Here is a 23,777-nt window from a genome sequence, read left to right on the forward strand (position 1 = left end):
AGGCTCCGTACCGGTGAACCGGTACGGAGCCTCATTGGTCTACTCCTGTGACGCCCTACTGCTGAGGGGCTGGCGGCGTCTGCGGCGGCGTCTGCGGCGGGGCCTGCGGAGGCAGCGGCTGCCCGAACGGCTGCTCCGGCGCGGGCGGCTGCCCGTACGGATGCGGGGGCTGCCCCGGCTGGCCGGAAGCCGCCGCCGGCGGGTAGGGCTGCTGTCCGTACGGCTGTCCGGGATATCCGGCTTGACCCGGCATCGGCTCCCCGGGCGGTCCGTACGGCCCGGACGGAGGTCCGCCCGGAACCGGCTGACCCGGCCGGCCCGGCTGCGGGTACGGCTGCGCCTGGCCCTGCGGCGCGTACGGCTGACCGGGCGCGGGCTGACCGGGGGCGTACCCGCCGGGCACCGGCGGGCCCGGGTACGGCTGCTGGTCGGCGTAGGGCTGCCCCGGCGCCGGCGGAGCCCCGTACGGCTGGCCCGGCGCGGGCTGCCCCGGGGCGTACGGCCCGGGTGCGTACTGCCCCGGCATCGGCTGCCCTGCGTGCCCCGGCATCGGCGGCGCCATGTGCGGCGGCAGGCCGCCCTGGCCGTCGCCGGTCCACAGCCCCTGTGCCTGCTGCGCCCGCGCGAAGTCCTCGGCCACCATCGCCGAGAGGTCGAAGTACGCCTCCCGGGTCTTGGGCCGCATCATGTCGAGGTCGACCTCGGCGCCGGCCGCCAGGTGCTCGTCGAAGGGCACCACGATCACCCCGCGGCAGCGGGTGCGGAAGTGCTGCACGATGTCCTCGACCTTGATCATCTTGCCGGTCTCGCGGACCCCCGAGATGACCGTGATCGAGCGCTGCACCAGATCCGCGTACCCGTGCGCCGACAGCCAGTCCAGCGTCGTCGAGGCGCTGGAGGCGCCGTCCACCGAGGGCGTGGAGATGATGATCAGCTGGTCGGCCAGGTCGAGCACCCCGCGCATGGCGCTGTAGAGCAGACCCGTGCCGGAGTCGGTCAGGATGACCGGGTACTGCTTGCCGAGGACGTCGATCGCCCGCCGGTAGTCCTCGTCGTTGAAGGTCGTCGAGACCGCCGGGTCCACGTCGTTGGCGATGATCTCCAGGCCGGACGGCGCCTGCGAGGTGAACCGGCGGATGTCCATGTACGAGTTGAGGTACGGGATCGCCTGCACCAGGTCGCGGATGGTCGCCCCGGTCTCGCGCCGCACCCGGCGGCCCAGCGTGCCGGCGTCCGGGTTGGCGTCGATCGCCAGGATCTTGTCCTGCCGCTCGGTCGCCAGGGTCGCGCCCAGCGCGGTGGTCGTCGTGGTCTTGCCGACGCCGCCCTTGAGCGAGATGACCGCGATCCGGTAACAGGAGAGGACCGGGGTGCGGATCAGGTCCAGCTTCCGCTGCCGCTCCTGCTCCTCCTTCTTGCCGCCCAGCTTGAACCGGGAGGCCGCGCCCGGGTTCCGGCTCGACTTCGCCTTCTGCTTGTTGTTGCGCAGCAGCCGGTCGGAGGAGAGCTCGACGGCCGCCGTGTAGCCGAGCGGGGCGCCCGGCACCGACCGCTCGCGCTGGTCGTGGGTGACCGGCTGCGGCCAGGCGCCGCCGGTCCGCGGGTCCACGGAACCCGGCGGGTAGCCGTACCCGTCCGGGCCCTGCGGCGGCACCCCGCCGGGCGCGCCGGGAGCCTGCGGGTAGCCGTATCCGCCCTGGGCCGGGGGCTGCGGCTGGGGCTGTGCCGGGGCCTGCGGCGGGAGGCCGTGGCCCGCCGCGGGCGCGCCGGGGACCTGCTCCGCGCCGGGAGCGGGCACCGGGGGCTGCGCACCCGGGTGCGGGTAGCCGTAACCGGCCTGGGCGGCGGCCGGCGGCGGGTAGCCGTAACCGGCGGGAGCCCCGGGGGCCGGCACCTGCGGGGGCAGACCGGGAGCACCCGGGCCCGGGGGGTAGCCGTAGCCGCCCTGCGGCGGTACGGCTCCGGGAGCGGCCGGCTGCGGCTGCCCGGGCCACTGCGGCGCGGGCTGCGGCGGCTGCTGGGCGTCGGGGGAGGCGGGCGGGAAGTTCGGCGGCAGCGGCGGCAGGGGGCCGCCCGCGGCGGGCGCGCCGGGGAGGGCCCCCGGGGCGCCGGGCACGGCGCCCTCGGCGGGCAGCGGCACGGCGGCGGGCGGCGCGGCGGGGACGGCGTCCGCGGGGACGGCGCCGGTGGCCTCCCCTGTGGACGGTCCCTCCTCGGCGGGCTCGGCGGCGGACGCCCGGTCCGCGGCTGCCGGGGCCTCGGCGCCGGCGTCGACCACGGCCTCGGCCGGGGTCCCGGCCTCGCCCTCGGCCCCGCGCTCGTGCCCCGTGCCGTCGTCGCCCGTGGACGCGTTCCCGGACGTGACGCCGGCCCCGTGCTCCGCCCCGTTCTCCGCCACGGTCTCGGTGCCGGTCCCGGCGTCCGCGTCGAACCCGCCGTCGGACCGGTCCCCGGTCCCGTCCTCGCCGGTGGCCCCGGAGGCGTCCCGGGGGTCGGAGGGGGCCGGCGCGTCGCCGGGCGCCGCCTCGGCGCCGGGCGCGTCGGTGTCCGCGCCGCCGGCCTCCGGCTCCGGCCGGTCCGCGTCGGGTACCGGCGGGACGTCGGCGCGGGCCAGGCCCGCGGCCTCGGGGGAGCCCGGCAGGGGGCCGGCCTCCGGGGCGGCGACGGGCGGCGCGGCCGGGTCGGGGCGCAGCGACGCGGGGTTGAAGCGCATGGTGGCGCCGCTCTCCACCTCGCCGCCGCCGAAGGGCGCCGCGGGAGCCGGGGCCTGGGCCGGGGCGGGTGCCGGTACGGGGGCGGGCGCGGGGTGGCCGGGCGGGGCGGCGGGCGTGCCGGGAGCGCCGGCCTCGGGGCCGTACGCCCCGTACTGCCCCGGCACCTGGCCGACCGCCTGGCCCGGTACCTGCCCGGCTGCCTGGCCCGGGAAGTGGCCCGGCGCCTGACCGGGCGCCGGGTACTGCGGCGGGGGCGGGGTGTGCGTCCAGCCGGGCTGCTGGAAGCCGCCCGGGGGCGTCCCGGGAACCGGGACCGGCGCACCCGTCGGCGGCGGGGGAGTGGCACCGCCACCGCCCTGGCCGTCCGGCGCGCTCTGCGTGTACCAGGCCGGAGGGGTGTAGTCGATGGTGAACTCACCCGTCATCTCGGCGGGATCCGCGTCGGACTCGTCGGCGGGCACGTTCCAGCCCCCGCGGATGTCGTCGCGATCGCCGTTCACTTTGCCTCCTGGTGTGGTCGAGCACCCTTGTGCCGTCGTGCGTCGGGGCCACCGTTCGCCACCGGTCGGGCCGGCTCTCCCCTCGGACCCGGCGAACGTTCCGAGGGATCCTCCGCCGCGCCCCCACCCACCCTAAACGTCCGCAACGCCGCCGCGGCAGGCCCGTCCTCTCCCGGAGGCGCTCCCTCCGGCCGGGAGCGGGGCCCCGGTGACGCCGGCGCGGCGGAGCGTGAGGAAGCGGACGGGGCGAAATCACACAAGAGGGAGCAACGGGGAGGATTCCGCACGGTCTTGTCCCGGTCCGCCGGGCCGGCCCCCTCGCTCCCGGCCGTGCCGGCGCCCGCCCGAACGGGTGCCCCTCCGTCCCGGCGGCGCCTGTTCGAGCGGGTGACGCGACGGACCGGCGGCCGCGCACCCGCAGCGGGGCGCGCGACCGCCGGTCCGGTACGGGTCCGCCGCGGCGGCGGACCGCCGGCTCAGCGCAGGTCGAACTCGCCGTCCCGCGCGCCCAGCACGAACGCCCGCCACTCCGCCTCCGTGTACCGCAGCACCGTGCCGTGGTCCAGCGAGGAGCGCATGGCGACGGCGCCGCCCGGCAGATGGGCGATCTCGACGCGCTCCTCGTCGGGGCTCGTGCCCGGGGCGCCGATCCACTCGACGCCCGAGATGTCGAGGGCGTACAACGCGTCCTTCTCCTGCGCGCTCCCCATGGGAGTTCCTTTCGTTCACGGCCTGTCGGCGGACCATGCGTCCGATGCCGCGGGGCAGTGGGGACCGCCCGCGCCACCAGGAGAAATACTAGGGAAACCCGCTGCGCGCGGGGGCCGCTTCGGACGATCGCGGACCCGGCCGGCGTCCGCTCCCGCCCGCCGGCCCGGCCGCGGCCCGGGTCAGTCCATCCGGCGGGCCGTGCCGAGCAGGCCCGACTCCGCGTCCGTCGCGTGGGTGATGACCCAGTGCCGCTCGCCGCCGGCGCACCACAGCGTCACGCCGTCCCCGAGCGTCGGCAGCGCGTCGACCTCGTTCTGCGCCAGCCCCAGGATGCGGCCGGTCTGCCGGGCCTCCTGCGGCGAGACCCGCTGCACGCCGACGAGCGTGGCCGCGCGCATCAGGCGCGGGGCGACCGGGCTGAGATACGGCAGCAGCGTCAGCACCGACTGCCACGGCGAGGAGACGACCCGTCCGCGCGGCGGCCGCATGCCGCAGTCCCGCACGACCACGACCGGACTGCCGACGGTCGCGCCCAGCGGCGGGACCCGGCCCACGTCGTGGAGCGTGATGCACTCCAGGCCCGCCCCCGCCGCCTGCGCGAGCCCCACCCACGCGTGCGGGCGGCCGGTCTCCACCACGACCCGGGAGCCCGTGGCCGCGGCGCGCAGCGCCAGCACCTGCGCCGTCCACAGACCGCCGATCAGCAGCACGTCGTACGGCGTCGAGCGGTGGAAGCCCACCAGCTGCGAACGCCCCTCGGAGTCCTCGCCGATCACCACGCCGTCGTCGCCGACCGGCAGGGAGAGCGCGCCGAGCTCGGCCGCCGGCACCGTGTGCCCCGCGTGGCGCGGACCGATCAGGCCCCGCAGTCCCTTCACCGCCACACCGCGTCCCCTCATCGGGCACCTCCGAGGGGCATCGTCGCCAGCACGCCGGGCAGTTGCTCGCGGTCGAGCCGCAGCAGCCCGACCTTCGCGGTGCGCGCCGCCTGTTCCAGCGTCCGGCGCACCCGGACCAGTTCGTTGTCGGAGCCGCCGGTGACCCGGAGGTGGCCGCCGACCTCCATCGTGCCCTGCCGCGTCCCGCGCCGGACGGTGAGGCTGAACGTCGTGGCGTAGGCGGGCACCGAGGTCAGCAGCGAGACCAGCCGCGGCAGCGGCGCCGCGCCCCGGCCGAGCTCCGGCCAGCGCCCGACGGCGTAGGTGGTGTGCCAGCGGTCGTCGCACCGCCAGACCCGGGAGGTCTCGGCCGTCCGCCGCTGCGGGGCCGCCCCCGCCCGGCCCGCCCGCGCGGCGGCGTGCGGGCTCGTGCAGGCCGCCGTCGCGATGGCCGAGTTGACTTCCTCCTGGTCCAGGACGACCGCCTGGAAACCCGCGCCCGTGATCCGGCTCGCCAGGTGGTCCGCGATCCGGACCAGGCACCGCTGGGCCCCTTCGAGACCGCCGCCGCGCGCCGCGACCGCCTCCTTGCACCGCTCGGGGTCCAGCTTCACCGCCACCCAGGTCAGCCGCAGCGCGGGCGCGCCGGTCCGCTCCTGCAGGGGGGTGTACGAGAGCCGGGCCACGGACTGCTGCGGGAGGTGCGGCGCCGGCGCCGGACGGACCTGCTGCACCAGCTGGACCGACTCGACCACGATGTCGTCGACCTCCAGGGCGTCGCCCAGCAGCGTCAACGGGAAGGCGCGGGCGCCGAAGACGGGCCGCAGCGCCGAACCGCTCGCCTCGACCCGGAGCACCGCCGTCAGGAAGGTGCCGTCGCCGAGCATGCCGACGGTGCGGTGGTTCCGGTCGACGTACGGGCGGCCGGCGAAGCCCCGGACGCTCTCGGTCACCGGCGCCAGCGACGGGTCGGCGTCGGGGGCCGCGGGCCCGGTGTCGCGCCGGCGCGACCGCAGCGCGAGCGCGGTCGCCATCCAGTCCTGCACCGCCTGGCCGCGCCGGCGTATCACCGCGAGGAGCACGAGGAGGCCGGCGACGACACAGGTGGGGACGAGCCAGAGGCCGCCCATCACGAACCCGACGGCCACCAGGGCCAGCGCCGATTCCACCAGCACCAGTTGGCGCAGCTGGACGGGGCCGATCCGGCCGGTGCGCGAGAGCGGCCGGAGCGTCGTCGTCGCGGGGACGGCCCGCGCGGCCCCCTGACCCGGTGCGCCGCCGCGCGCGTCCGCGCGTTCGTTGCTGCGTTGCCGTCGGGAAGATTGAGGCGCTCGGCCGCTGGTCCGCCGCCCGTCGCGCGCACGCGTCGCCGTACCCATCGCCGCGTTGCCCCCTCGTGTCCGTAATAGCCGAATTCCCCTGGGCGTTGACCGGGCGATCACCCTACCTGAGCGGTGAGACACGGGTGCCGCCAGGCATAGTAGGGGGCGGTGGGACGGCGGACGGACCCGCCGAGTGTGGCAACCTGGTCGGCCGGCGGGGAGAGGGACGACACAACAGATGGCATCACGACGGGACGAACTGAACGCCTACACCTTCGCGAAGCGGAGATTGGTCGCGCAGTTCGTGCAGCCGAACTCGACGGGTTCCGAGGAGGGCGCTCCGCGCCCGCTGCGCGCGGTGGTGCCGGGCGCCATCGTCGGCGTGGTGATCCTCGCGGTCTTCGGGGCCTGGGGCATGTTCAAGCCCGTCGCCCCCAAGGACTGGGACAAGCCCGGCCAGAACGTCATCATCGCCGACAAGTCGACCACCCGGTACGTGGTCCTCAAGACCGGCGACAAGGTCCAGCTCCACCCCGTCCTCAACATGTCGTCGGCGAAGCTCCTCCTCGACCCCGACAAGGACAAGATCATCACCGTCGCCGAGTCGGTGCTCGACAGCGGCAAGATCCCGCACGGCGCCACCCTCGGCATCCCCTACGCGCCCGACCGCCTCCCCTCCGTGGGCGAGGCCGGCGCCGCCAAGCGCTGGGCCGTCTGCGAGCGCCCCGGCGAAGGCGGCCGCGCCATCCAGAAGGCCGCCTTCGTCCTCGCCGCGCGCGAGGAGGCGAAGACCGACGGCCCCGAGCGGCTGACCGGCGGTCAGCTCCTCTACGTCGAGGGCCCCGACCGCGCCCGCTACGTCGTCGACGCCAAGGGGACCGCGTACCCGGTCGAGAAGGACGAGCTGCTGCTGCGCCAGCTCGTCGGCCAGGGCCGCGAGGCCCAGCGCGTCTCGGAGACCTGGCTGAACACCCTCCACAAGGGCGACACCGTCTCCTTCCCCCGCGTCCCGGGCGAGCCGGGCGCCGCCTCGGGCGCCAGCGGGCTGCCGCCCGAGGTCGGCAAGGTCGGCATGGTCCTCTCCGCGACCGACGGCACGAAGAAGCAGATGTACGTGGTCCTCCAGGACCGGGTCGCCCCCGTCTCGGACTTCACCGCGAAGCTGCTGCTCAACAGCCGCCAGCTCGTCGAGCTCGGCCAGGCCGGCCAGGCCACCTCCGTCAGCGGCGGCGCCTTCCGGCCGGGCGCCGCCTTCGGCAAGGACAAGAAGTGGCCGAAGGCCGCCCCCGTCCCCGTCAACGAGGCGGGCACCCGCGAGGGCACCCGCAACACCGTCTGCAACGTGCTCCGCGCGGTCGACGAGGAGACCGGCGCCACCACCCTCAGCACCTGGGCGGGCAAGGACTTCCCCGCCACCCTGCCGACCGGCTCCAGCAGCGCGTACGTCACTCCCGGATCGGGCCAGCTCTTCCGCCAGTTCAAGGGCTCCACCACCGCCAGCGGCTTCCTCTTCCTCGTCACCGACACCGGCCTGCGCTACGCGATGCAGTCCAACGGCGACACCGCGACCGACGACTCCGGCATCGGCTCCTCCGGCTCCGACGAGGAGAAGCAGGCCCGGCAGGCCGAGGCGCAGCAGGCGCAGAACCGCCTCGGCTACAAGAACATCGAGCCCCTCCCCGTACCCGCCGAGTGGTCCACCTTCCTGCCCACCGGCCCCCGCCTCTCCACCGGCGGCGCCCGTCAGCCGCAGGGCTCGTGAGGACGGCCCCGCGCCGCGTCCGGCGCCCGCTGCTCGTCGTGGCCGCGACGACCCTGTGCACCCTCGGCCTGCCGCTCTCCACCGCGGCGGCCGAGGACGGATCCCAGTGCACCTTCCCCAGCAAGAAGTACGAGGGCAGGCCCTGGTCCCTCCAGCGCGTGCAACTGGACGAACTCTGGGCGCAGTCCACCGGCAAGGGCGTCCGCGTCGCCGTCATCGACACCGGCGTCGACGTCCGCAACCTCCAGCTCGCCAAGGCCGTCGACGCCCGCAGCGGGATCAACCTGATCCCGAAGGGAGCCAAGGACGCCAACGGCAACAAGCTGAAGCGCGGCAAGGAGAACGGCACCACCGACACCGTCGGCCACGGCACCAAGGTGGCCGGCATCATCGCCGCCCGCCCCGCCAAGGGCACCGGCTTCGTCGGACTGGCCCCGGACGCCACGATCATCCCGATCCAGCAGAACGACGCCGACGGCAACGGCACCGCCACCACCCTCGCCGCGGCGATCCGCCACGCCGTCGACAAGAAGGCGGACGTGATCAACATCTCCCAGGACACGGCGAACGCGGTGAAGCCCACCCCGCTCCTGGAGCAGGCCGTCGCGGCGGCGCTGGAGGCCGGCGTCGTGGTCGTGGCCTCGGCGGGCAACGACGGCCTCGGCGGCAACGTCAAACCCACCTACCCGGCCTCGTACGAGGGCGTCCTCGCCGTCGCCGCCTCGGACCGCAACAACGAGCGCGCGCAGTTCTCCCAGTCCGGCGACTTCGTCGGCGTCGCCGCCCCCGGCGTCGACATGGTCTCCACCGTCCCCGGCGGCGGCCACTGCGCCGACAACGGCACCAGCTTCTCCGCCCCGTACGTCGCCGGCCTCGCCGCCCTCCTCAAGTCCGCGCACCGCGACTGGACCCAGAAGCAGATCGTCGCCCAGATCCAGCAGACCGCCGAACGCTCGGTGGCCGGCCACGACCGCCTCGTCGGCTGGGGCGTCGTCGACCCGGTCAGGGCCCTCACCGAGGACGACAAGCCCATCGAGCGGCCCGTCGCCCACGAGGGCGTCACCCGCGCCGAGGCCCCCACCCCGGCCGCCCTCCACCTCGGCGAGACCCCCGAACAACGCGCCGCCCGCCTGGCCACCTACGTGGTCGTCAGCGGCGGCGTCCTCGTCGCCGCGATCGCCGGCACGGCGGTGGCGACGCGGGACCACCGCAGGAGGAGGACCGCCGCGACCGGCCGGTGATCATTGCAGACGCACACGGCTGATAGCGTCGAGCCGGAGCGACGGACTGTGGAAGTCTCGTGACGAACAAGAGACTTGGGGCTGTCGGTCGCCATCATTAGAGTGGTACACGCGCGGTCGGCGGATGGCGAGTCGCCACGATCGCAATGCAGGGCAGCAGGAGCAAACGGGGAGGATTGGCTCGTGTTTCACGTGACGGGTGACGGGGGCGGTCATGGCGAGTGATCTTGAGCTCGGTGTCGGCGAGCTGAAGAAGTTCCGCGACAGCGTGGACGGCGTCATCAAGGACCTGGAGGCCGGCGCCGGAGGCGCCTCGAAACTGGGCCAGAAGCGCGTGACGCGCGGCTCGTTCGGCACCGGCATGGCCTTCGCCGAGGCGGACGGCTTCTTCACGGAGTACGAGCGGATCCACCACTCCCTCGTGGCGCTCTCGAAGTCCCTCAGCGGCCAGATCGAACTCCTCCAGATCGGCGTGCACGCGGCGAACGTGGGCTACGCGAACGTGGAGGACGAGCAGCGCCGCCGCTTCCACGACATCCAGGCGCGCCTCGACAAGGAACGCGACGAGGCGATCGAGCGCGAGCAGCAGGCGAAGGACAGGAAGCCCGAACAGCCCGCCCAGACGAGCCAGGATGCCGCTAGTGCCGAGAAGGACCTGGGGTGACGATCGATGAGTGACGAGAAGAACCCGAACCCGAGCGCGCCCGCGCAGCCGGACCTGACGCCGCAGGAGCAGGCGCAGGCGCAGGACAAGGCCGACATCAAGGAGGCCTACGCGACGACGAACGTCCTGGAGAAGCTGGACGAGATCCTCCCCTTCGGCTTCGGCCCCAAGGGCAGCGTCTTCGGCTCGACGTCCTTCGAGGGCGCCCGCCTCAACGACATGCTCGACCTCCTCGACAGCGCCAACCCCGCCGACCTGGAGCAGGCAGGCGAGGCCCTGGAGAACGCGACGAAGTCGCTCAACGCGGCCGCCAAGCAGCTGAACAGCTTCGTCGCCGGCGTCGACTGGAAGGGCGAGGCCGCCGTCGAGTTCCAGCGGTACGGCTCCGAGGTCGTGACCTACGCCTGGGACATCGGCAAGGTCGCCAACTCGGCCGGCGCCCAGATGAAGGTCGCGAGCACCGGCCTGGCCTCCGTCCGCAACGCGCGGCCGCCGCGCGACACCCGCCTCGTCCAGAAGAAGCCCTCGGACTTCACCGAGGTCGAGAAGGTCGAGAAGAACGAGGACTACCAGAAGGCCGTCCGCGCGGAGAAGGACCGCCAGGAGGCCATCAACCAGATGAACCGCCTGGCGTCGTTCTACGCGGTGTCACAGAGCACGCTGGCGGGCCAGGAACTGCCGAAGCCGCCGGAGTCGTACAACGCGGGCGTACCGCGGCCGGCCGGTTCGTCCTCCGACGGCGGAGGCTCGGCCGGCGCCCGCGGCGGTTCCGTCGACGGCGAGTCCGGCAGGAGCACCGGCGGGTCCCTGGACCGGGCGACGCCCGGGCACGTCAGCGGCAGCGAGGACCGTACGAGCCCGACGGTGCCCCGCACCGGCGGCGACCTGGACACCCGGGACCCGATCCGGGACTCCGGCAAGGACACCAGGACCCAGATCGACACGGTCGCCACGCCCCCGGCGCCGACCGTCCCGAACACCGCGCCCCCGTCGACCCCGACCCCGGGCACGCCCACCCCGACCGGCCCCGCCGGGCCCCCGCCGCTGACGCTCGGCACCCCGCCGTCCGCCGGAGGGCCCAAGGCGACCGGGACGCCCGGTGCACCGCGCACCGCCACCGGCCGCACGGCCGTGGGGCGCGGCGGCAACCCGCTGACCTCCCCGGCCGTCGGCCGGCCCGGCGGACCGACGAGCACCCCGGCGACGGGCCGCGGCGGTGCGCCCGTGGGCCGCCCCGGCGGACCGACGAGCTCTCCCGCCATGGGCCGCTCGGGCGGTCCGGCGGGTTCCCCGGCGGCGGGCCGCTCCGGTGGTCCCGTGGGCCGTCCCGGCGGTCCGGCGGGCGCCCAGGCGAACCAGGCCGGACGCTCCGCGCCGCAGGCGGGCCGCCCCGGGCAGCCGGCCACCGGGCGCGCGGGCACCGGCAGGTCCAACCCCATCGTGGGCGGCACCCCGCAGCGCGCCTCCGGCGGCACCGGCTCCCGGATCCCGCGGGGCACCGTCGTCGGCAGCGAGGGCCAGGCCGCGGGCCGGACGGCGGGAGCACGTCCCGGCCAGTCCGGCGTGGTCGGCGCCAACGGCGGCAAGCCGGCCGCACGGCCCACCGGACGCGGCACCCCCAGCGCCAACGGCGTCGTCGGCAGCCCCCGCGGCACCGGCGGCCGGGGCACCCAGCGGCCGGGCCGCGAGGAGCAGGAGCGCGAGGGCTCTTCGCGCCCCGACTACCTGGTGGAGGACGAAGAGACCTGGACGAACCGCCGGCGCGGCGCCGTGCCGCCGGTGATCGACTAACCACCCCGGAAGGCTCGGAAGTCAGGATGACGGCAGGAATGATCGAGGGCGGCAGGCTCCGGCGAGCGATGCTCGGCACCACGGCGACCGTGGTGCTGGCGACGGGGCTCGTCGGGGTCGCTCCGACGGCAGTCGCTGCCGACGCACGGTCGCAGCAGTGGTACCTGGGCGCGATGAAGGCCGAGGAGATCTGGAAGAAGTCGACCGGCGCGGGCATCACGGTCGCCGTCATCGACACCGGCGTGAACCCGGACACCCCGTCCCTCAAGGGCAAGGTGCTGAAGGGCTGGGACGCGGCGGAGGCCAAGGGCGACGAGACGGACGACTACGAGGGGCACGGCACCTCCATCGCCGAGCTCATCGTCGGGTCCGGGGCGTCCGGCGGCATCAAGGGCCTGGCGCCGGACGCCAAGGTGATTCCTTACCGCGTGAGCGACACCAAGATGCAGAACTCCGAGGCGGTCAACGCCTACGACCTGGAGGAGGCGATCAAGGCCGCCGCCGACAGCGACGCCAAGATCATCAACATCTCCTTCGGCACCGAGTACTACAGCTCGAGCATCCGGAAGTCGGTCCAGTACGCCCACAACAAGGGCAAGTTGGTCTTCGCGGCTGCCGGCAACAGCGGCGACGAGGACAACAAGAAGCAGTACCCGGCAAGTTACCCCGAGGCGATCGCGGTCGCGGCCACCGACCGGAACGGCAAGGTGGGCCCCTACTCCCAGCACGGCGACTACGTGGACATCGCCGCGCCGGGCAGCGCGATCCCCAAGTGGTGCGACGAGACGTTCCAGAAGTACTGCGTCGAGAACGGCACCAGCTTCGCCACCGCCATCGCCTCCGCCTCCGCCGCCCTCGTCTGGTCCGCGCATCCCGAGTGGACCGGAAACCAGGTCCTGCGCGCCCTGTTCGAGTCCGCGTCCCGGAACGACGACTGGGAGCCGGGTTCGGTCAGCACCTACCTCGGCCACGGCATCGTCCGGCCCAACGCCAACATCTCGCGCGGCGAGGGCAAGCCCGGCGACGCGAACATCAGCCCCCTGACCAACGAGCCCACCGGAGGCGGTACGTCCGGCGGCACCGCCTCGGCGGCCCCTTCGGCACCCTCGGCCACGGCCTCCGACGGCGGCGCCCCGGCCTCCGCCGCCCCCTCTGCATCAACTTCGGCACAAGCCCCCGACGCCAAGCCGTCGGACGGCACCGCTGTGGCAGGCTCCGGCGAGAGCGCGGAGGCGGAGAGCGGCGGCAGCACCGGGATCGTCATCGGCGTCGTCGCGGCCGTGGCGGTCCTCGCCGCGGCGGGCGTCCTCGTCGCGCGGCGGCGACGCTCCGCCTGACGGCCGCGCCGCCCCACACACCGAACCGCGTCCGCGTGAAGCTGCGGACGCGGCTGCAAAGAGAACCCGAGAAAGGGAGAGCGACACATGTCAGTCTTGAAGGTTGGCGATCAGAGTCTCAAGGATTTCCAGGACGAGCTCACCCGCAAGTTCGATGACGTGAAGGGCCAGCTGTCGGCCCTCCAGGGCGTCATCGACAGCCTCGAAGGCCGCTGGAAGGGCATCGGCGCCGGCGCCTTCGACGCCAAGCAGACCGAGATCAACCAGGGCATGGTGCGGATCGCCAAGCTGATGCTGAACTTCCAGGAGGCCATCCAGGTCACCCGGACCACGTCCAGCAACACCGACGACGAGGTCGAGGCGGCCCTGCGCGGCGTCGACGTCACCGCGGGCTTCTCCGGCGACGCGGGAGCCGAGAAGGCCGCCCGTTCGGGCATCGCCGGTCTCTGACGCACGCGTCGAGGACCCCGCACCACCCCACCTGAACGACACCACCGACACCCGGAGGGAACATGGCCGCCAACGACGGCATCATGCTCGTCACGTACGCGTCGCTCGACGACGCTGCGAACCAGATCGACGCGCAGGCGAAGCGCCTGGACGAGGCCCTGGAGGCCATCCAGACGAAGATCCGCTCGGTCTCCAGCACCTGGGAGGGTGAGGCGAAGACCGCCGCCGACGGCGCTCACGCCAAGTGGGACCAGGAGACGCGCGCGATCCACAACGCGCTCCAGAGCATCTCCAAGGCCGTGCGCCAGGCCGCCCCGGCCTACCAGGCCGGCGACAAGCGCGCCGCGGGCTTCTTCTAGCGGAGCCGGGTCCGTACCGCACGGACGAGAACAGGGTGGGCGTGCACGGGAGGCGCCCACCCTGTCGCGTTCCCGGGACCGGGGGCCCGACCGTTCTCCCGGCCGTGCCCCCGGACCCCGCCGCTTACTTCCGCACGCACTCCGACGAGGCCGAGAGGGCCTCCGCGTAGGCCAGGAGCAGCTGCTTCACCTCGGGGGCGGGCGCCGTCCGGCCCTCCGAGAGGGCGATCGTCACGAACAGCTCCGCCTCCCCCTTGCGGTGTGCCGCCGCGGGCTCGCACGTGACGCGGCTGACGCCGCCGGTGTCGGAGTAGACGTACCGCTTGTCACTGCTCTCGACATCGGCCAGGTCCCGGTACGGGGCGTTGTACGCCACGGACCGGGCCGTCTTCCCCGCCTCCAGCCACTCCCAGACGGCCGTCAGCGCCCTCTCGCCGTCCACCGAGACCGTGCAGCGGAAGTAGCCGCCCAGCTCCTTGCGCTCCTCCCCGACCTTCTCGCCACCCGCGGGAAGGGCGGGCGACAGCAGATCGGCGGAGACCGGCGTACCGCACAGGGAATCCGGTACCTGGAAGGCCCGCTTCTCCTCCTTCGCCTGGGAGCATCCGGAGACGAGGAGGACGAGCGCGAGGGCGGCCACGGCCTTTGCGTGCTTCATCACGTGCTTTCTGGTCTGGGGGCGGGGAGGGGAAGCGGGCGGCGGAGGCGGGGATCAGTCGGGCTGGATCTCCGTCTCCAGGTCGTCGGCCATGTGGCGCGCGTTGTCCGAGGCGTCGCTGAAGCCGTTGTCGGTGCCGTACTTGGCCCAGTCCGTGACCTGGTTCGCGTACGGGACGTTGTGCGCCTTGGCCGCCTGCTCGGCCGCCAGCTGGCTCATCGCGATGTTCTTCTCCTTGCTGTCCTCCCACAGCTTGCCCGCGTCCTTGCCGGCGTCCTTCAGGACGTCCGTCTCGGACTGCTGGAAGATGTGCTCCAGCACCATGGAGCTGACGGTGCTGGAGACGCCGCTGGCGACCGCGCCGCCGACGGGGGTGGCGACGAAGCTGACGCCCACGCCGATGCCCGTGCTGATCGCGCCGGACCAGGCGTTCTTCTGCTGGGCCACCGAGTCCGCGAAGTCCTTGGCCTCCTTGGCCGCGGGGCCGACGATCGCCTCCTGGCGGCCGACCGCCAGGGTGCCGCCGATCTCGGCGGACCGGCGCGAGATCTCCTCGATCGTGTTCTGCGGCGACTGCGGGTACTTCGAGTCCTCCGGGACGTTCGGGTTCAGGTGGTAGTCCATGAGGCTGCCCATGTAGGCGGCCTGGCCGACCTCGACGGCCGCGTTGGCCTTGGGGTCCTGGCCCAGCGTGACCAGCAGGCGGGTGACGTCCGAGTGCTCCATCTCCGCCGGGGTGCCGCCGATCGGGAAGAGCTTGTCCGTGTTGCCGCGGCTGTCGTCGGACATCGCCCGGTTGATGTCGGGCAGGTACTCGGAGGTGATCTGGCCGATGCTGTCCGACATGTAGCTGTGCTTGGTGAGCCGCTCGGGGTCGTCGGAGACCGAGGCGACGATCTTCTGCATGAGCTCCGCCTGGTCCTTGTTGTGCGGCGGGGTCTCCTCCGTGGGCATCTGGCCGGCCGGGTGGCCGGTCGTCGCCGCCTCCAGGGCCATCGCGAGGTTGTTGCGGCCCTCGGTGCTGTCCTTGCCCTGGTCGTTGGTGGCCCGCGGCCAGTCGCGCTCCTCGAAGAGGTAGTCGAAGTTGGTGAGCTCGCGCTTCTCCTTCTTGCCGCCCTCCTCCTTGAAGTCGTGGTCCTCGTCCTTCGTGACGAAGTCCGCGCTGAAGAAGTCCGTCGCCGCGTCCGGGCTGTTCGAGAGCGCCGCCAGGAAGCCGGTCATGGGGTCCCAGCCGGTGTCGGTGCCCGTGCGGTTCAGCCAGGGGTCCATGCCCATGGGCTGCCATCCGATGGCGACGTGCCGGCCGTTGTCCGTGGCCTTCTTCTCGGTGTCGATCAGCTTCGTGCCGTAGTCCTTGAGGAACTGGTCGTCGTAGTTCCCCCAGCGCATCAGGTTGCTCATCACCTGGAAGCCCTGGACGGTGCTGTTCTTCGAGAGCGGCTGGTCACCCATGCTGATCATGTCGTACTTCCACCGGGACATCTCCGGGGAGTCCGCCTGGGTCGCGGTGGCGAGGGTGAGGCTCAGGTTCTTCTGCAGGTCGTCCATCTGGTCGAACTTGCCGCGGAGCTGGGTGGTCTCCCGCAGGTCGTTCATGCCGGCCCAGAACTCGAGGGTCTTCTTGGGGCCGAGCGTGGTCGCGAAGTGCTCGGCGAATATCGGGTCCCCGGAATACTGCTTCAGCCCGTTGTTGAGCGCGTCGAAGTCCGCCGGGGTCATGTCGCGGGGCTTCTTCTGCGCGATGGCCGCCAGCCGCTCGGCCTCCTTCACGGCGGCGACCGCCGAGTCGCGGTCCTTGTAGGACGCGTCCGAGAAGCCGTGGTCCGTCAGGTCGACGAGGGCCTTCAGCGCCGTGGAGGCGCTGTTGTCGATCTCGGTGGCCGCGTTGACGATGCCCTGGAGCTCGTCGCGCAGCGCGTTGACGTCGCTCTGGCCGTTCGGGGCCTTCTTGTCGGGGTTCTCGCTCACCGTGAACCCTCCGCCGTTCACGGTGACGGTGAGGTTCTTCGCCCGGCCTCGTTCGATCGCGTCCTTGAGCAGGCGCTGCTGCGCCTTCAGGTCGTCCCTGGTGTCCTGGACGATGTTGCGGATCGAGGTCGCCTGGGTGACCGCGTCGCCGAACTCGCCGGCCGTCTTGCCCACGAACTCGCGCGAGATGACCGCGTTGTCACCGGCCCAGTCGGCCGTCAGGGCCTTCTTGTGCAGGCCGTCGTGGGCGTCCTTCTTCAGTGCCTCCAGCTTGGTCAGCATGCTCGTCCAGTCGCCGACCGTGTCGTCGAGCAGCTTGAAGTTCGCCGAATGAAGGGCTTCGAAGTCCATCAGCTCAATCCCCTGTTCCCCGTCCTCAGTCCTTCTTCTTCGGGTCCGGCTTGTAGATCTCGTTGGGCTTGCCCGCCTTGGCCCAGTCGTCGTCGAAGCCCGCGTCGAGGGTCTGGATGCTGCTCACGTGCCGCTCGATGAAGATCTCGTCGCCGGCGTGCGCGTTCTGCGTGAAGTCCATGTGGTTGGAGATCAGCGCGCAGGCGTCCATCACCGACCCCAGCTGCTTGTCCCACCGCAGCGAGACGTGCGACAGCGCCCCGCCGAGCGCGAAGCCCTGGCCGCTCAGGTCGGACGCCGCCGAGTCCGTGGAGGTGACGCGCGCCTCCTTCCACAGCCGGTTGTACAGCTTGAAGGCCTCGTTGCCGATGGCGGCGAGGTCCTGCTGGTCGACCTTGAGGAAGCCGCCCGAGGGATTGCCGGCGTTCGGCCGGTCCTCCGGCGGCAGCCCGTTCAGCTGCATCTTCGCCGAATCGCGTTCGGCGGCCGACGATTTCAGCTGCTCCCATTCGTCCCATGCCATGGACGTCACCTCTCCTTGCCGTGCACGAATAAGGACAACGGATCGAGGAATCCCGCAGGCCGGGGCGGGCGGGCGGGACGACGGCGGCGCGCCGTCACCGCCCCGCCCGGTCGTCTACAGCTCCGGCATCCGCCCCGTCTGCACCAGGGGATTCCCCCGCTGGCGCGAGACGAAGATGCCGCGGCCCGCCGGCATCGGCCGCATGCGGACGCCGCCGAGCACGTCGCCCTCCTGCGGGTCGCCGGAGAGCAGGACGCCCTGGGCGCCGAGCTCCATCATGCGCTGCATGAACGACTCGTAGGCCGACCGGCTGGCGCCGGCCCCGCTGCGGGCGATGACGAAGCGGACGCCGACGTCCCGCGCGAACGGCAGGAGTTCGGTCAGCTTCGCCAGCGGGTTGCCGCTCGACGTGGAGACCAGGTCGTAGTCGTCGACGACCACGAACAGGTTGGGCCCGGACCACCAGCTGCGGTCCCGCAGCTGCTGCGCCGTCACGTCCGCCGACGGCGAGCGGCGGCGCATCAGGTCGGCGAGGGCGTCGACGTGGTGCTCCATGTTGTTCGACATGGGCACGTACTCGGCGAGGTGGCTCGCCGGGGTCACGTCGAGCAGCGCACGCCGGTTGTCGATGACGAAGAACTTCGCCGAGGCCCCGTCGTACCGCTCCGTGATCTGCTTGATCATCAGCCGCAGCAGGTTCGACTTGCCCGACTCGCTCTCGCCGAACACCAGGAAGAACGGGTCGCGGTCGAAGTCGACGAAGACCGGCTCCAGGTTGTTCTCGTCGATGGCGAACGCGACCCCGCGCCCCGGCTCCGCGTGACCGGCCGGCAGCGCGTGCGCGTCCAGCTCGCGCGGCAGCAGCCGGACCTCCGGAGCGCCCGGCGCCGTCCAGTGCCGGGTGACCTCCTGCGTCATCGCGGCGGTCGCCTCGGCGAGGTCGCTGTCGGAGCTGATGCCGTCGATGCGCGGAACGGCCGCCATGAAGTGCAGCTTCTCCGGCGTCAGACCGCGGCCAGGGACCCCGGTCGGCACGTTGGCGGCGATCTTGCGGTCCAGCTCGGAGTCCATCGTGTCGCCCAGCCGCAGCTCCAGCCGGTTCATCAGGTGGTCCTTGAGGTTGGCCCGGACCTCCATGGAGCGCGAGGCGGTGACGATCACGTGGATGCCGTAGCCGAGGCCGCGGGCCGCGATGTCCACGACGGCCGGTTCGAGCCCCTCGTACTCGCTGCGGAAGTTGCCCCAGCCGTCGATCACCAGGAAGACGTCCCCCCACGGCTGGTCGGCCACCGAGATGTCGCCCCGGGCCCGCAGCCGCCGGAAGGTCTGGATGGAGTCGACGCCCGCGCTGCGGAAGTACTCCTCGCGCCGCGACAGGATGCCGTACACCTCGGCCACCGTCCGCCGCACCCGCTCCGGGTCGAGCCGGGACGCGACCCCGCCGACGTGCGGCAGCCCGGCCACCGAGGCCATGCCGCCACCACCGAAGTCCAGCCCGTAGAACTGCACCTCGTGCGGGGTGTGGGTCAGCGCGAACGCCGAGATCAGCGTCCGCAGCAGCGTCGACTTGCCGGACTGCGGGCCGCCGATGATCTGCATGTGGCCGGCGGCGCCGGAGAAGTCCCGGAAGAGCGTGTCACGGCGCTGCTCGTACGGCTTGTCCACCACGCCCAGCGGGACGACGAGCCGGCCCGCCGCCTCGTACCCGGGCTGCGTCAGCCCCCGGCCCTCGACGCCCGCCAGCCCCGGCAGCACCGAGTCGAGCGGCGGCGGGTTGTCCAGCGGCGGCAGCCACACCTGGTGCGCCTCGACGCCGCGCCCCTCCAGCCGGCGCACGATCACGTCGAGCACCGAGTCCGCCAGCGCGTCGTCCTCCGCCGACCGGGCCTCGGGGACCTGGACCTGCGCCTCCGGCTCCAGATAGCGCAGCGGCACCGGGGCCGCGGTGAACGGCACCGGCCGCCGGTCCACCGGCAGCGGCCCGCCCTGCGTCACGGCGTGCTGGTTGGTGCGGTAGGTGCCGGAGACGTACGCCGCCTTGAACCGCACCATCTCGTCGGTGCCGTACTTGAGGTAGCCCGAGCCCGGCACGTTCGGCAGCGAGTAGGCGTCGGGCACGCCGATGGCCGCCCGGGACTCGGCCGCCGAGAAGGTCCGCAGACCGATCCGGTAGGAGAGGTACGTCTCCAGGCCGCGCAGCCGGCCCTCCTCCAGGCGCTGCGAGGCGAGCAGCAGGTGGACGCCGAGCGACCGGCCGATGCGGCCGATCTGCACGAACATCTCGATGAAGTCCGGCATCGCCGTCAGCAGCTCGGAGAACTCGTCGATGACGAGGACGAGCGAGGGGATCGGCTGGAGCGGCGCGCCGGCCGCGCGCGCCTTCTCGTAGTCGTGGATGTTGGCGTAGTTGCCCGCGTCGCGCAGCATCTCCTGGCGCCGGTTCAGCTCGCCGCGGATGGAGTCGCCCATGCGGTCCACCAGCGTCAGGTCGTCCGCCAGGTTGGTGATGACCGCCGCCACGTGCGGCATCTGCGACATGCCCGCGAAGGTGGCGCCGCCCTTGAAGTCCGCGAGGACGAAGTTCAGCGTCTCCGAGGAGTGCGTCACCGCCAGGCCGAGCACCAGCGTGCGCAGCAGCTCCGACTTGCCGGAGCCGGTCGCGCCGACGCACAGGCCGTGCGGGCCCATGCCCTCCTGCGCGGCCTCCTTGAGGTCCAGCATCACCGGGACGCCGTCCTCGCCGACGCCGATCGGCACCCGCAGCCGCTCCGACCGGGAGCGGGGCCGCCAGGTGCGGCTCACGTCGACCGAGGCCGCGTCGCCGAGGTTGAGCAGGTCGGTGAAGTCCAGGTTGGCGAGGAGCGGCTCGTCGTCGTCCGAACCGCTCGCCACCCGCAGCGGCGCGAGCTGCCGGGCGAGCGCCTCCGCCGCGTCCGGGCTCAGCGCGTCGGGCACGCCGTCGTACACGTGCCCGTGCCCCGACTCCAGCCGCAGCTCCCCGCCCTCCACGACGACGGCCAGGTCGCCGCGGCTGCCGGCCCCCCGGCCCTGCACGACCTCGATGATCGTCACGCCCTGGATGCCCTCCGGCGAGGCGAGCGCCGAGGTCTGCGGGACCGACTGCCCGTCCAGCACCACGACCAGGTGCGGGAAGTCCAGCAGCGGGTGGTGGGGCCCCTGGAAGCGGGGCCGGCCCTCCAGCCGCCCGGCCACCAGGTCCTCCAGCTCCCGCGCGTCCGTCGTGATCAGACGCCGGCTGCCCGCGCCGTCGCCGGGGCCCGTGGCCTGCACGTGCGGCAGCCACTTCGTCCACTCCCACGCCGGGGCCGCGGTGTCGCTCGTGGCCACCACGACGACCATGTCCTCGGGGGAGTGGAGCGCCGCGAGCGAGCCGAGCATCGCCCGGGTCGTCGACCGGGCCGCCTCCGGCTCGCCGCCCACCGTCAGGTGGTAGAAGGCGCGCAGCGACACCGCCATCGGCAGGCCGTCCAGCGTGCCGTGCGCGGTGAGGAACTGCTGCATCGCCCCCGCCGTCAGCGGTTCGAGCTCGTCCACGGGCGCCGTCTCGGGGGCGATCAGCGGGGTCGCGAGCTGCTGGCTCCCCAGGCCGACGCGGACCTGCGCGAAGTCGGCGTCCCCGATCCGCCGCTCCCAGATCCGGCTGCCCTCGGCGACCAGCGCCCACAGCTGCTCCGGCGACGGGTGGAGGTAGAACTGCGCGTCCCGCTGCAGGTGGGCCGTCCGCAGCACCGCGCGGCGGGTCTGCGTCAGGTACTTGAGGTAGTCGCGCCGCAGGTCGGCGAGCTGGCCCTGGGTCCCCCGCCGGTAGCGGACCAGCATCGCGATGGCCATGGCCACCGTCGACGCGATCATCACCATGCCCATGATCCGCATGATCGGGTTCGGCGTCATGAAGAAGAAGACGACGGAGCCGCCCATGCCGAGCATCGGCAGGAGCTGCATCAGCGCGCCCTCCTGCTGCCCCCGGGGCAGCTCCGGAGGGGGTTGCAACTGCACCTGTTCGTCAGGCACTTCGGACGGCAGGGCCCGCGGTGGGCGCTTGACGACGATCTGGCTCACAGCTCACCAATTTCCGTTGCCGGACGGAAAGTTCCTCCAGACGCCCCCGTGGCGACAGGATCCATCCGCGGGGAGGGATCCTACTTTGGTGCGGGGTCACGGGTGGGCGGTAGGGTGGCCCGAAATATTTGCGTGGCCATGAACTATCGCAAAAATCGGGTCATTCGGAGCGCAACATCCGCACCGCGGTCCACGGCGCCCGACCCGCGGTCCGCGACCGCCGGCCCGCTCCCGGGCCCGGCGCCCCCGGACCCGCCGGACAGGACCACCACGAGGGGAAGCAGCAGGTGAGTATGACGGCCCCAGCCACGGCCGGCGGAGCCGGCCAGTCGGCTCCCACCACCGTGTTCCACGGCGGCACCGGCTTCTGCCGGATCACCGTCGTCGCGCCCGACGGCCGCGTCGACGTCGCACTGCCCGAGGACGTCGCCCTCGCCGACCTCTACCCGGAGGTGCTCCGCCTCTCCGGCCAGACCCCGGCGCCCGGCGCCCCGGTCGGCTACCACCTGGTGCGCCGGGACGGCACCGTCCTCGACGGCAGCCGCTCGCTGGCCGCCCAGCGCATCCTCGACGGCGAGCTGCTGTCGCTCCGCCCCTTCGCCGACTCGCTGCCGCCGGCCGTCTTCGACGACGTCTCCGACGCGGTCGCCTCCGCCGTCTCCAAGGACCGGACCCTGTGGTCCGACGCCCTGATGCGCGGCGCCGGCCTCCTCGGCGGAGCGGTCCTCCTCGTCCTCCTCGCCTTCGTCCTGTGGACGGCCGAGCCCCGCCACGACATGCACGGACTGCCCGGCGTCCTGGCCGGCGTCACCGCCGTCCTGCTCCTCGCGCTCGCCGCCGTCCGCGCCCGCGTCTACGACGACCGGGGCTCCGCCGTGGCCCTCGGCACCGGTGCGATGGCGAACGCCGCCGTCGCGGGCTCCGGACTGCTCGCCCTCGCCGACGGCCAGGGCATCGGCAAGCTGCAGTTCCTGCTCGCCTGCACCGCCGTCCTCGTCTGGGCCGTGATCCTCACGATCGTCGCCCCCGGCGGCGACGGCCCCTTCGTCGCCTTCGTCTTCGCCGCCTCCGTCGGCATGCTGGTCACCTTCGCCGCCATCCTGACCGGCCTGACCCCGGCCGAGACCGCCGCGGTCTGCGCCCCCTTCGCCGTCGGCGCGCTCGCCTTCCTGCCGGGCCTCTCCACCCGCTTCGCCCGCCTCCCCATCGGCTTCGAGCCGCCCCGGACCAACATCGGCGGATACGGCTCTGACGCCGAGCCGCAGGGGCCGGTCGACGCCGCCCGGATCGCCGCCCAGGCCCGCCGCGGCCACGAGCTGCTCGTCGGGCTGGTCGGCGGCTGCGCCCTCGTCGCCGTCGGCTCCGCCGCCGTGCTCGGCTTCTCCGACACCGTCTGGGGCCAGCTGCTGGCCCTCGCCACCGGCGTCGCCATGCTGATGCGCGCCCACCTGTTCCGCTACACCGCGCAGGTCGGCTGTGCCCTGGCGGCCGGCCTCGGCGCGCTGGTCCTGCTGGGACTCGGCCTCTGCCTGAACCCGCCCGCGGAGCTCCTCCTGGAGGCCCTCAAGGGCGACGGCACGGCCCTCGACATCCGTACGGTCTGGCTCTCCGCGGCCATCGCCGGTGTCGCCGCGCTCCTCACGGCCATCGGCCTGATCGTGCCGAGCAAGGGCGTCACCCCCTTCTGGGGCCGCTTCCTGGAGATCGCCGAGACCTTCGTGCTGCTCACGCTGCTGCCGCTCTGCCTCGCGGTCTTCGACGTCTACCACTCCATCCGGGCACTGACCTCCTGAGCCGCCTGGTACGCTGTGTGACGGCCGTTCGTGTGCGCATTCCCGGAAGCACCCGCCGATGCCCCGCATCGGCGCCGCCCCGGGCAGCGCGCACCGGCATCCCGCTCCCGAGTCACGGAAGCTCCCCTGAGATGTAGACCAGGGGCACTCGTGGGCACGAAACCCGAGGAGAACCGCGTGGCTCTCGACGCCGCCGTCAAGAAGCAGATCATGGCCGACTTCGGCACCAAGGAGGGCGACACCGGCTCCCCCGAGGTCCAGGTCGCCATGCTGTCCCGCCGCATCTCGGACCTGACCGAGCACCTCAAGACCCACAAGCACGACCACCACTCCCGTCGTGGCCTGCTCATCCTGGTCGGTCAGCGCCGCCGTCTGCTGCAGTACCTGGCCAAGAAGGACATCCAGCGCTTCCGTACGCTGGTCGACCGGCTCGGCATCCGCCGCGGTGCGGCCGGCGCCAAGTAAGACGCCGTGAAGGGAGCGGTTCCCACTTTCAGGGGGCCGCTCCCTTTGCTGTACGTGCGCGAAGTGCCGACCGGCAATTACTCTGGTCGCAGAACGCCACGACCCGCGCGAGAAGCAGCCGGCACGCCGCCGGTCCTCGGTAGTGGCCCCCGGACCTCATCCCGGGTGCTTCGATCGAAGACCGGCCCGCCACCTCTGTGCTTCTCCCGC

The 23,777-nt window shown here is 73.2% G+C and carries 17 protein-coding genes; 9 read left to right on the forward strand and 8 right to left on the reverse strand.

Annotated elements, in window-relative coordinates; all coding sequences use genetic code 11:
• Window positions 1–55: 55 nt before the first annotated feature.
• The 4 genes from IE287_RS08035 to eccE form a co-directional block, all read right to left on the reverse strand.
• On the reverse strand, window positions 56–3,214 hold the full coding sequence (locus tag IE287_RS08035; RefSeq protein ID WP_189848191.1) for an SCO5717 family growth-regulating ATPase: 3,159 nt from the start codon (window positions 3,212–3,214) through the stop codon (window positions 56–58).
• A 476-nt stretch (window positions 3,215–3,690) separates the two neighbouring features.
• Window positions 3,691–3,924 carry a DUF397 domain-containing protein gene (locus IE287_RS08040; RefSeq protein WP_189848192.1) on the reverse strand — a complete coding sequence of 78 codons (234 nt, stop codon included), beginning with the start codon at window positions 3,922–3,924 and terminating at the stop codon, window positions 3,691–3,693.
• A gap of 180 nt (window positions 3,925–4,104) precedes the next feature.
• Entirely contained in the window at window positions 4,105–4,824 is a 720-nt protein-coding gene (locus IE287_RS08045; protein ID WP_189848193.1) for a hypothetical protein, read from the reverse strand.
• A complete protein-coding gene (gene eccE, locus IE287_RS08050) occupies window positions 4,821–6,182 on the reverse strand; it encodes a type VII secretion protein EccE (RefSeq protein ID WP_189848194.1) in 1,362 nt (453 codons plus the stop codon). The genes IE287_RS08045 and eccE overlap by 4 nt, the downstream gene beginning before the upstream one ends.
• Before the next feature lie 181 nt (window positions 6,183–6,363).
• Here eccE and eccB point away from each other — a divergent pair, with 181 nt between their 5' ends.
• The 7 genes from eccB to IE287_RS08085 all read left to right on the forward strand — a co-directional run bounded on the left by eccB (window position 6,364) and on the right by IE287_RS08085 (window position 13,729).
• Window positions 6,364–7,887, forward strand: a complete 1,524-nt coding sequence (gene eccB, locus IE287_RS08055; RefSeq protein ID WP_189848195.1) for a type VII secretion protein EccB — start codon at window positions 6,364–6,366, stop codon at window positions 7,885–7,887.
• 38 nt (window positions 7,888–7,925) lie between these two features.
• Window positions 7,926–9,128, forward strand: coding sequence for a type VII secretion-associated serine protease mycosin (gene mycP / locus IE287_RS08060; RefSeq protein ID WP_308436854.1), 1,203 nt, complete (start codon window positions 7,926–7,928; stop codon window positions 9,126–9,128).
• A gap of 214 nt (window positions 9,129–9,342) precedes the next feature.
• Entirely contained in the window at window positions 9,343–9,792 is a 450-nt protein-coding gene (locus IE287_RS08065) for a DUF2563 family protein (protein WP_229883328.1), read from the forward strand.
• Window positions 9,793–9,798: 6 nt separating this feature from the next.
• A complete protein-coding gene (locus tag IE287_RS08070) occupies window positions 9,799–11,583 on the forward strand; it encodes a hypothetical protein (protein WP_189848197.1) in 1,785 nt (594 codons plus the stop codon).
• Window positions 11,584–11,609: 26 nt separating this feature from the next.
• Entirely contained in the window at window positions 11,610–12,920 is a 1,311-nt protein-coding gene (locus tag IE287_RS08075) for a S8 family serine peptidase (protein ID WP_189848198.1), read from the forward strand.
• 87 nt (window positions 12,921–13,007) lie between these two features.
• Window positions 13,008–13,370 (forward strand): WXG100 family type VII secretion target, encoded by a 363-nt coding sequence (locus IE287_RS08080; protein WP_031014168.1) that lies wholly within the window; start codon window positions 13,008–13,010, stop codon window positions 13,368–13,370.
• 62 nt (window positions 13,371–13,432) lie between these two features.
• Complete coding sequence (locus IE287_RS08085) at window positions 13,433–13,729, forward strand: WXG100 family type VII secretion target (protein WP_189848199.1); 297 nt, start codon at window positions 13,433–13,435, stop codon at window positions 13,727–13,729.
• Window positions 13,730–13,853: 124 nt separating this feature from the next.
• Here the strand turns inward: IE287_RS08085 and IE287_RS08090 are convergent, their stop codons facing one another.
• From IE287_RS08090 to eccCa, 4 genes are all read right to left on the reverse strand, one after another.
• A complete protein-coding gene (locus tag IE287_RS08090) occupies window positions 13,854–14,387 on the reverse strand; it encodes a hypothetical protein (protein WP_189848200.1) in 534 nt (177 codons plus the stop codon).
• A 54-nt stretch (window positions 14,388–14,441) separates the two neighbouring features.
• Window positions 14,442–16,706, reverse strand: coding sequence for a hypothetical protein (locus IE287_RS08095; RefSeq protein ID WP_189848201.1), 2,265 nt, complete (start codon window positions 16,704–16,706; stop codon window positions 14,442–14,444).
• A 25-nt stretch (window positions 16,707–16,731) separates the two neighbouring features.
• Window positions 16,732–17,229 (reverse strand): hypothetical protein, encoded by a 498-nt coding sequence (locus IE287_RS08100; RefSeq protein ID WP_189848202.1) that lies wholly within the window; start codon window positions 17,227–17,229, stop codon window positions 16,732–16,734.
• 114 nt (window positions 17,230–17,343) lie between these two features.
• The gene (eccCa, locus tag IE287_RS08105; RefSeq protein WP_189848203.1) at window positions 17,344–21,309 is read right to left on the reverse strand and encodes a type VII secretion protein EccCa; all 3,966 of its coding nucleotides are present in this window, start codon (window positions 21,307–21,309) and stop codon (window positions 17,344–17,346) included.
• Window positions 21,310–21,602: 293 nt separating this feature from the next.
• Between eccCa and eccD the strand changes: the two genes are divergently transcribed.
• Both eccD and rpsO read left to right on the forward strand, forming a co-directional pair.
• Complete coding sequence (eccD, locus tag IE287_RS08110; RefSeq protein ID WP_189848204.1) at window positions 21,603–23,102, forward strand: type VII secretion integral membrane protein EccD; 1,500 nt, start codon at window positions 21,603–21,605, stop codon at window positions 23,100–23,102.
• 177 nt (window positions 23,103–23,279) lie between these two features.
• Window positions 23,280–23,567, forward strand: coding sequence for a 30S ribosomal protein S15 (gene rpsO, locus IE287_RS08115; RefSeq protein WP_189848205.1), 288 nt, complete (start codon window positions 23,280–23,282; stop codon window positions 23,565–23,567).
• Window positions 23,568–23,777: the final 210 nt, after the last annotated feature.

Source organism: Streptomyces omiyaensis (assembly GCF_014650895.1).
GTDB classification, from domain to species: domain Bacteria; phylum Actinomycetota; class Actinomycetes; order Streptomycetales; family Streptomycetaceae; genus Streptomyces; species Streptomyces omiyaensis.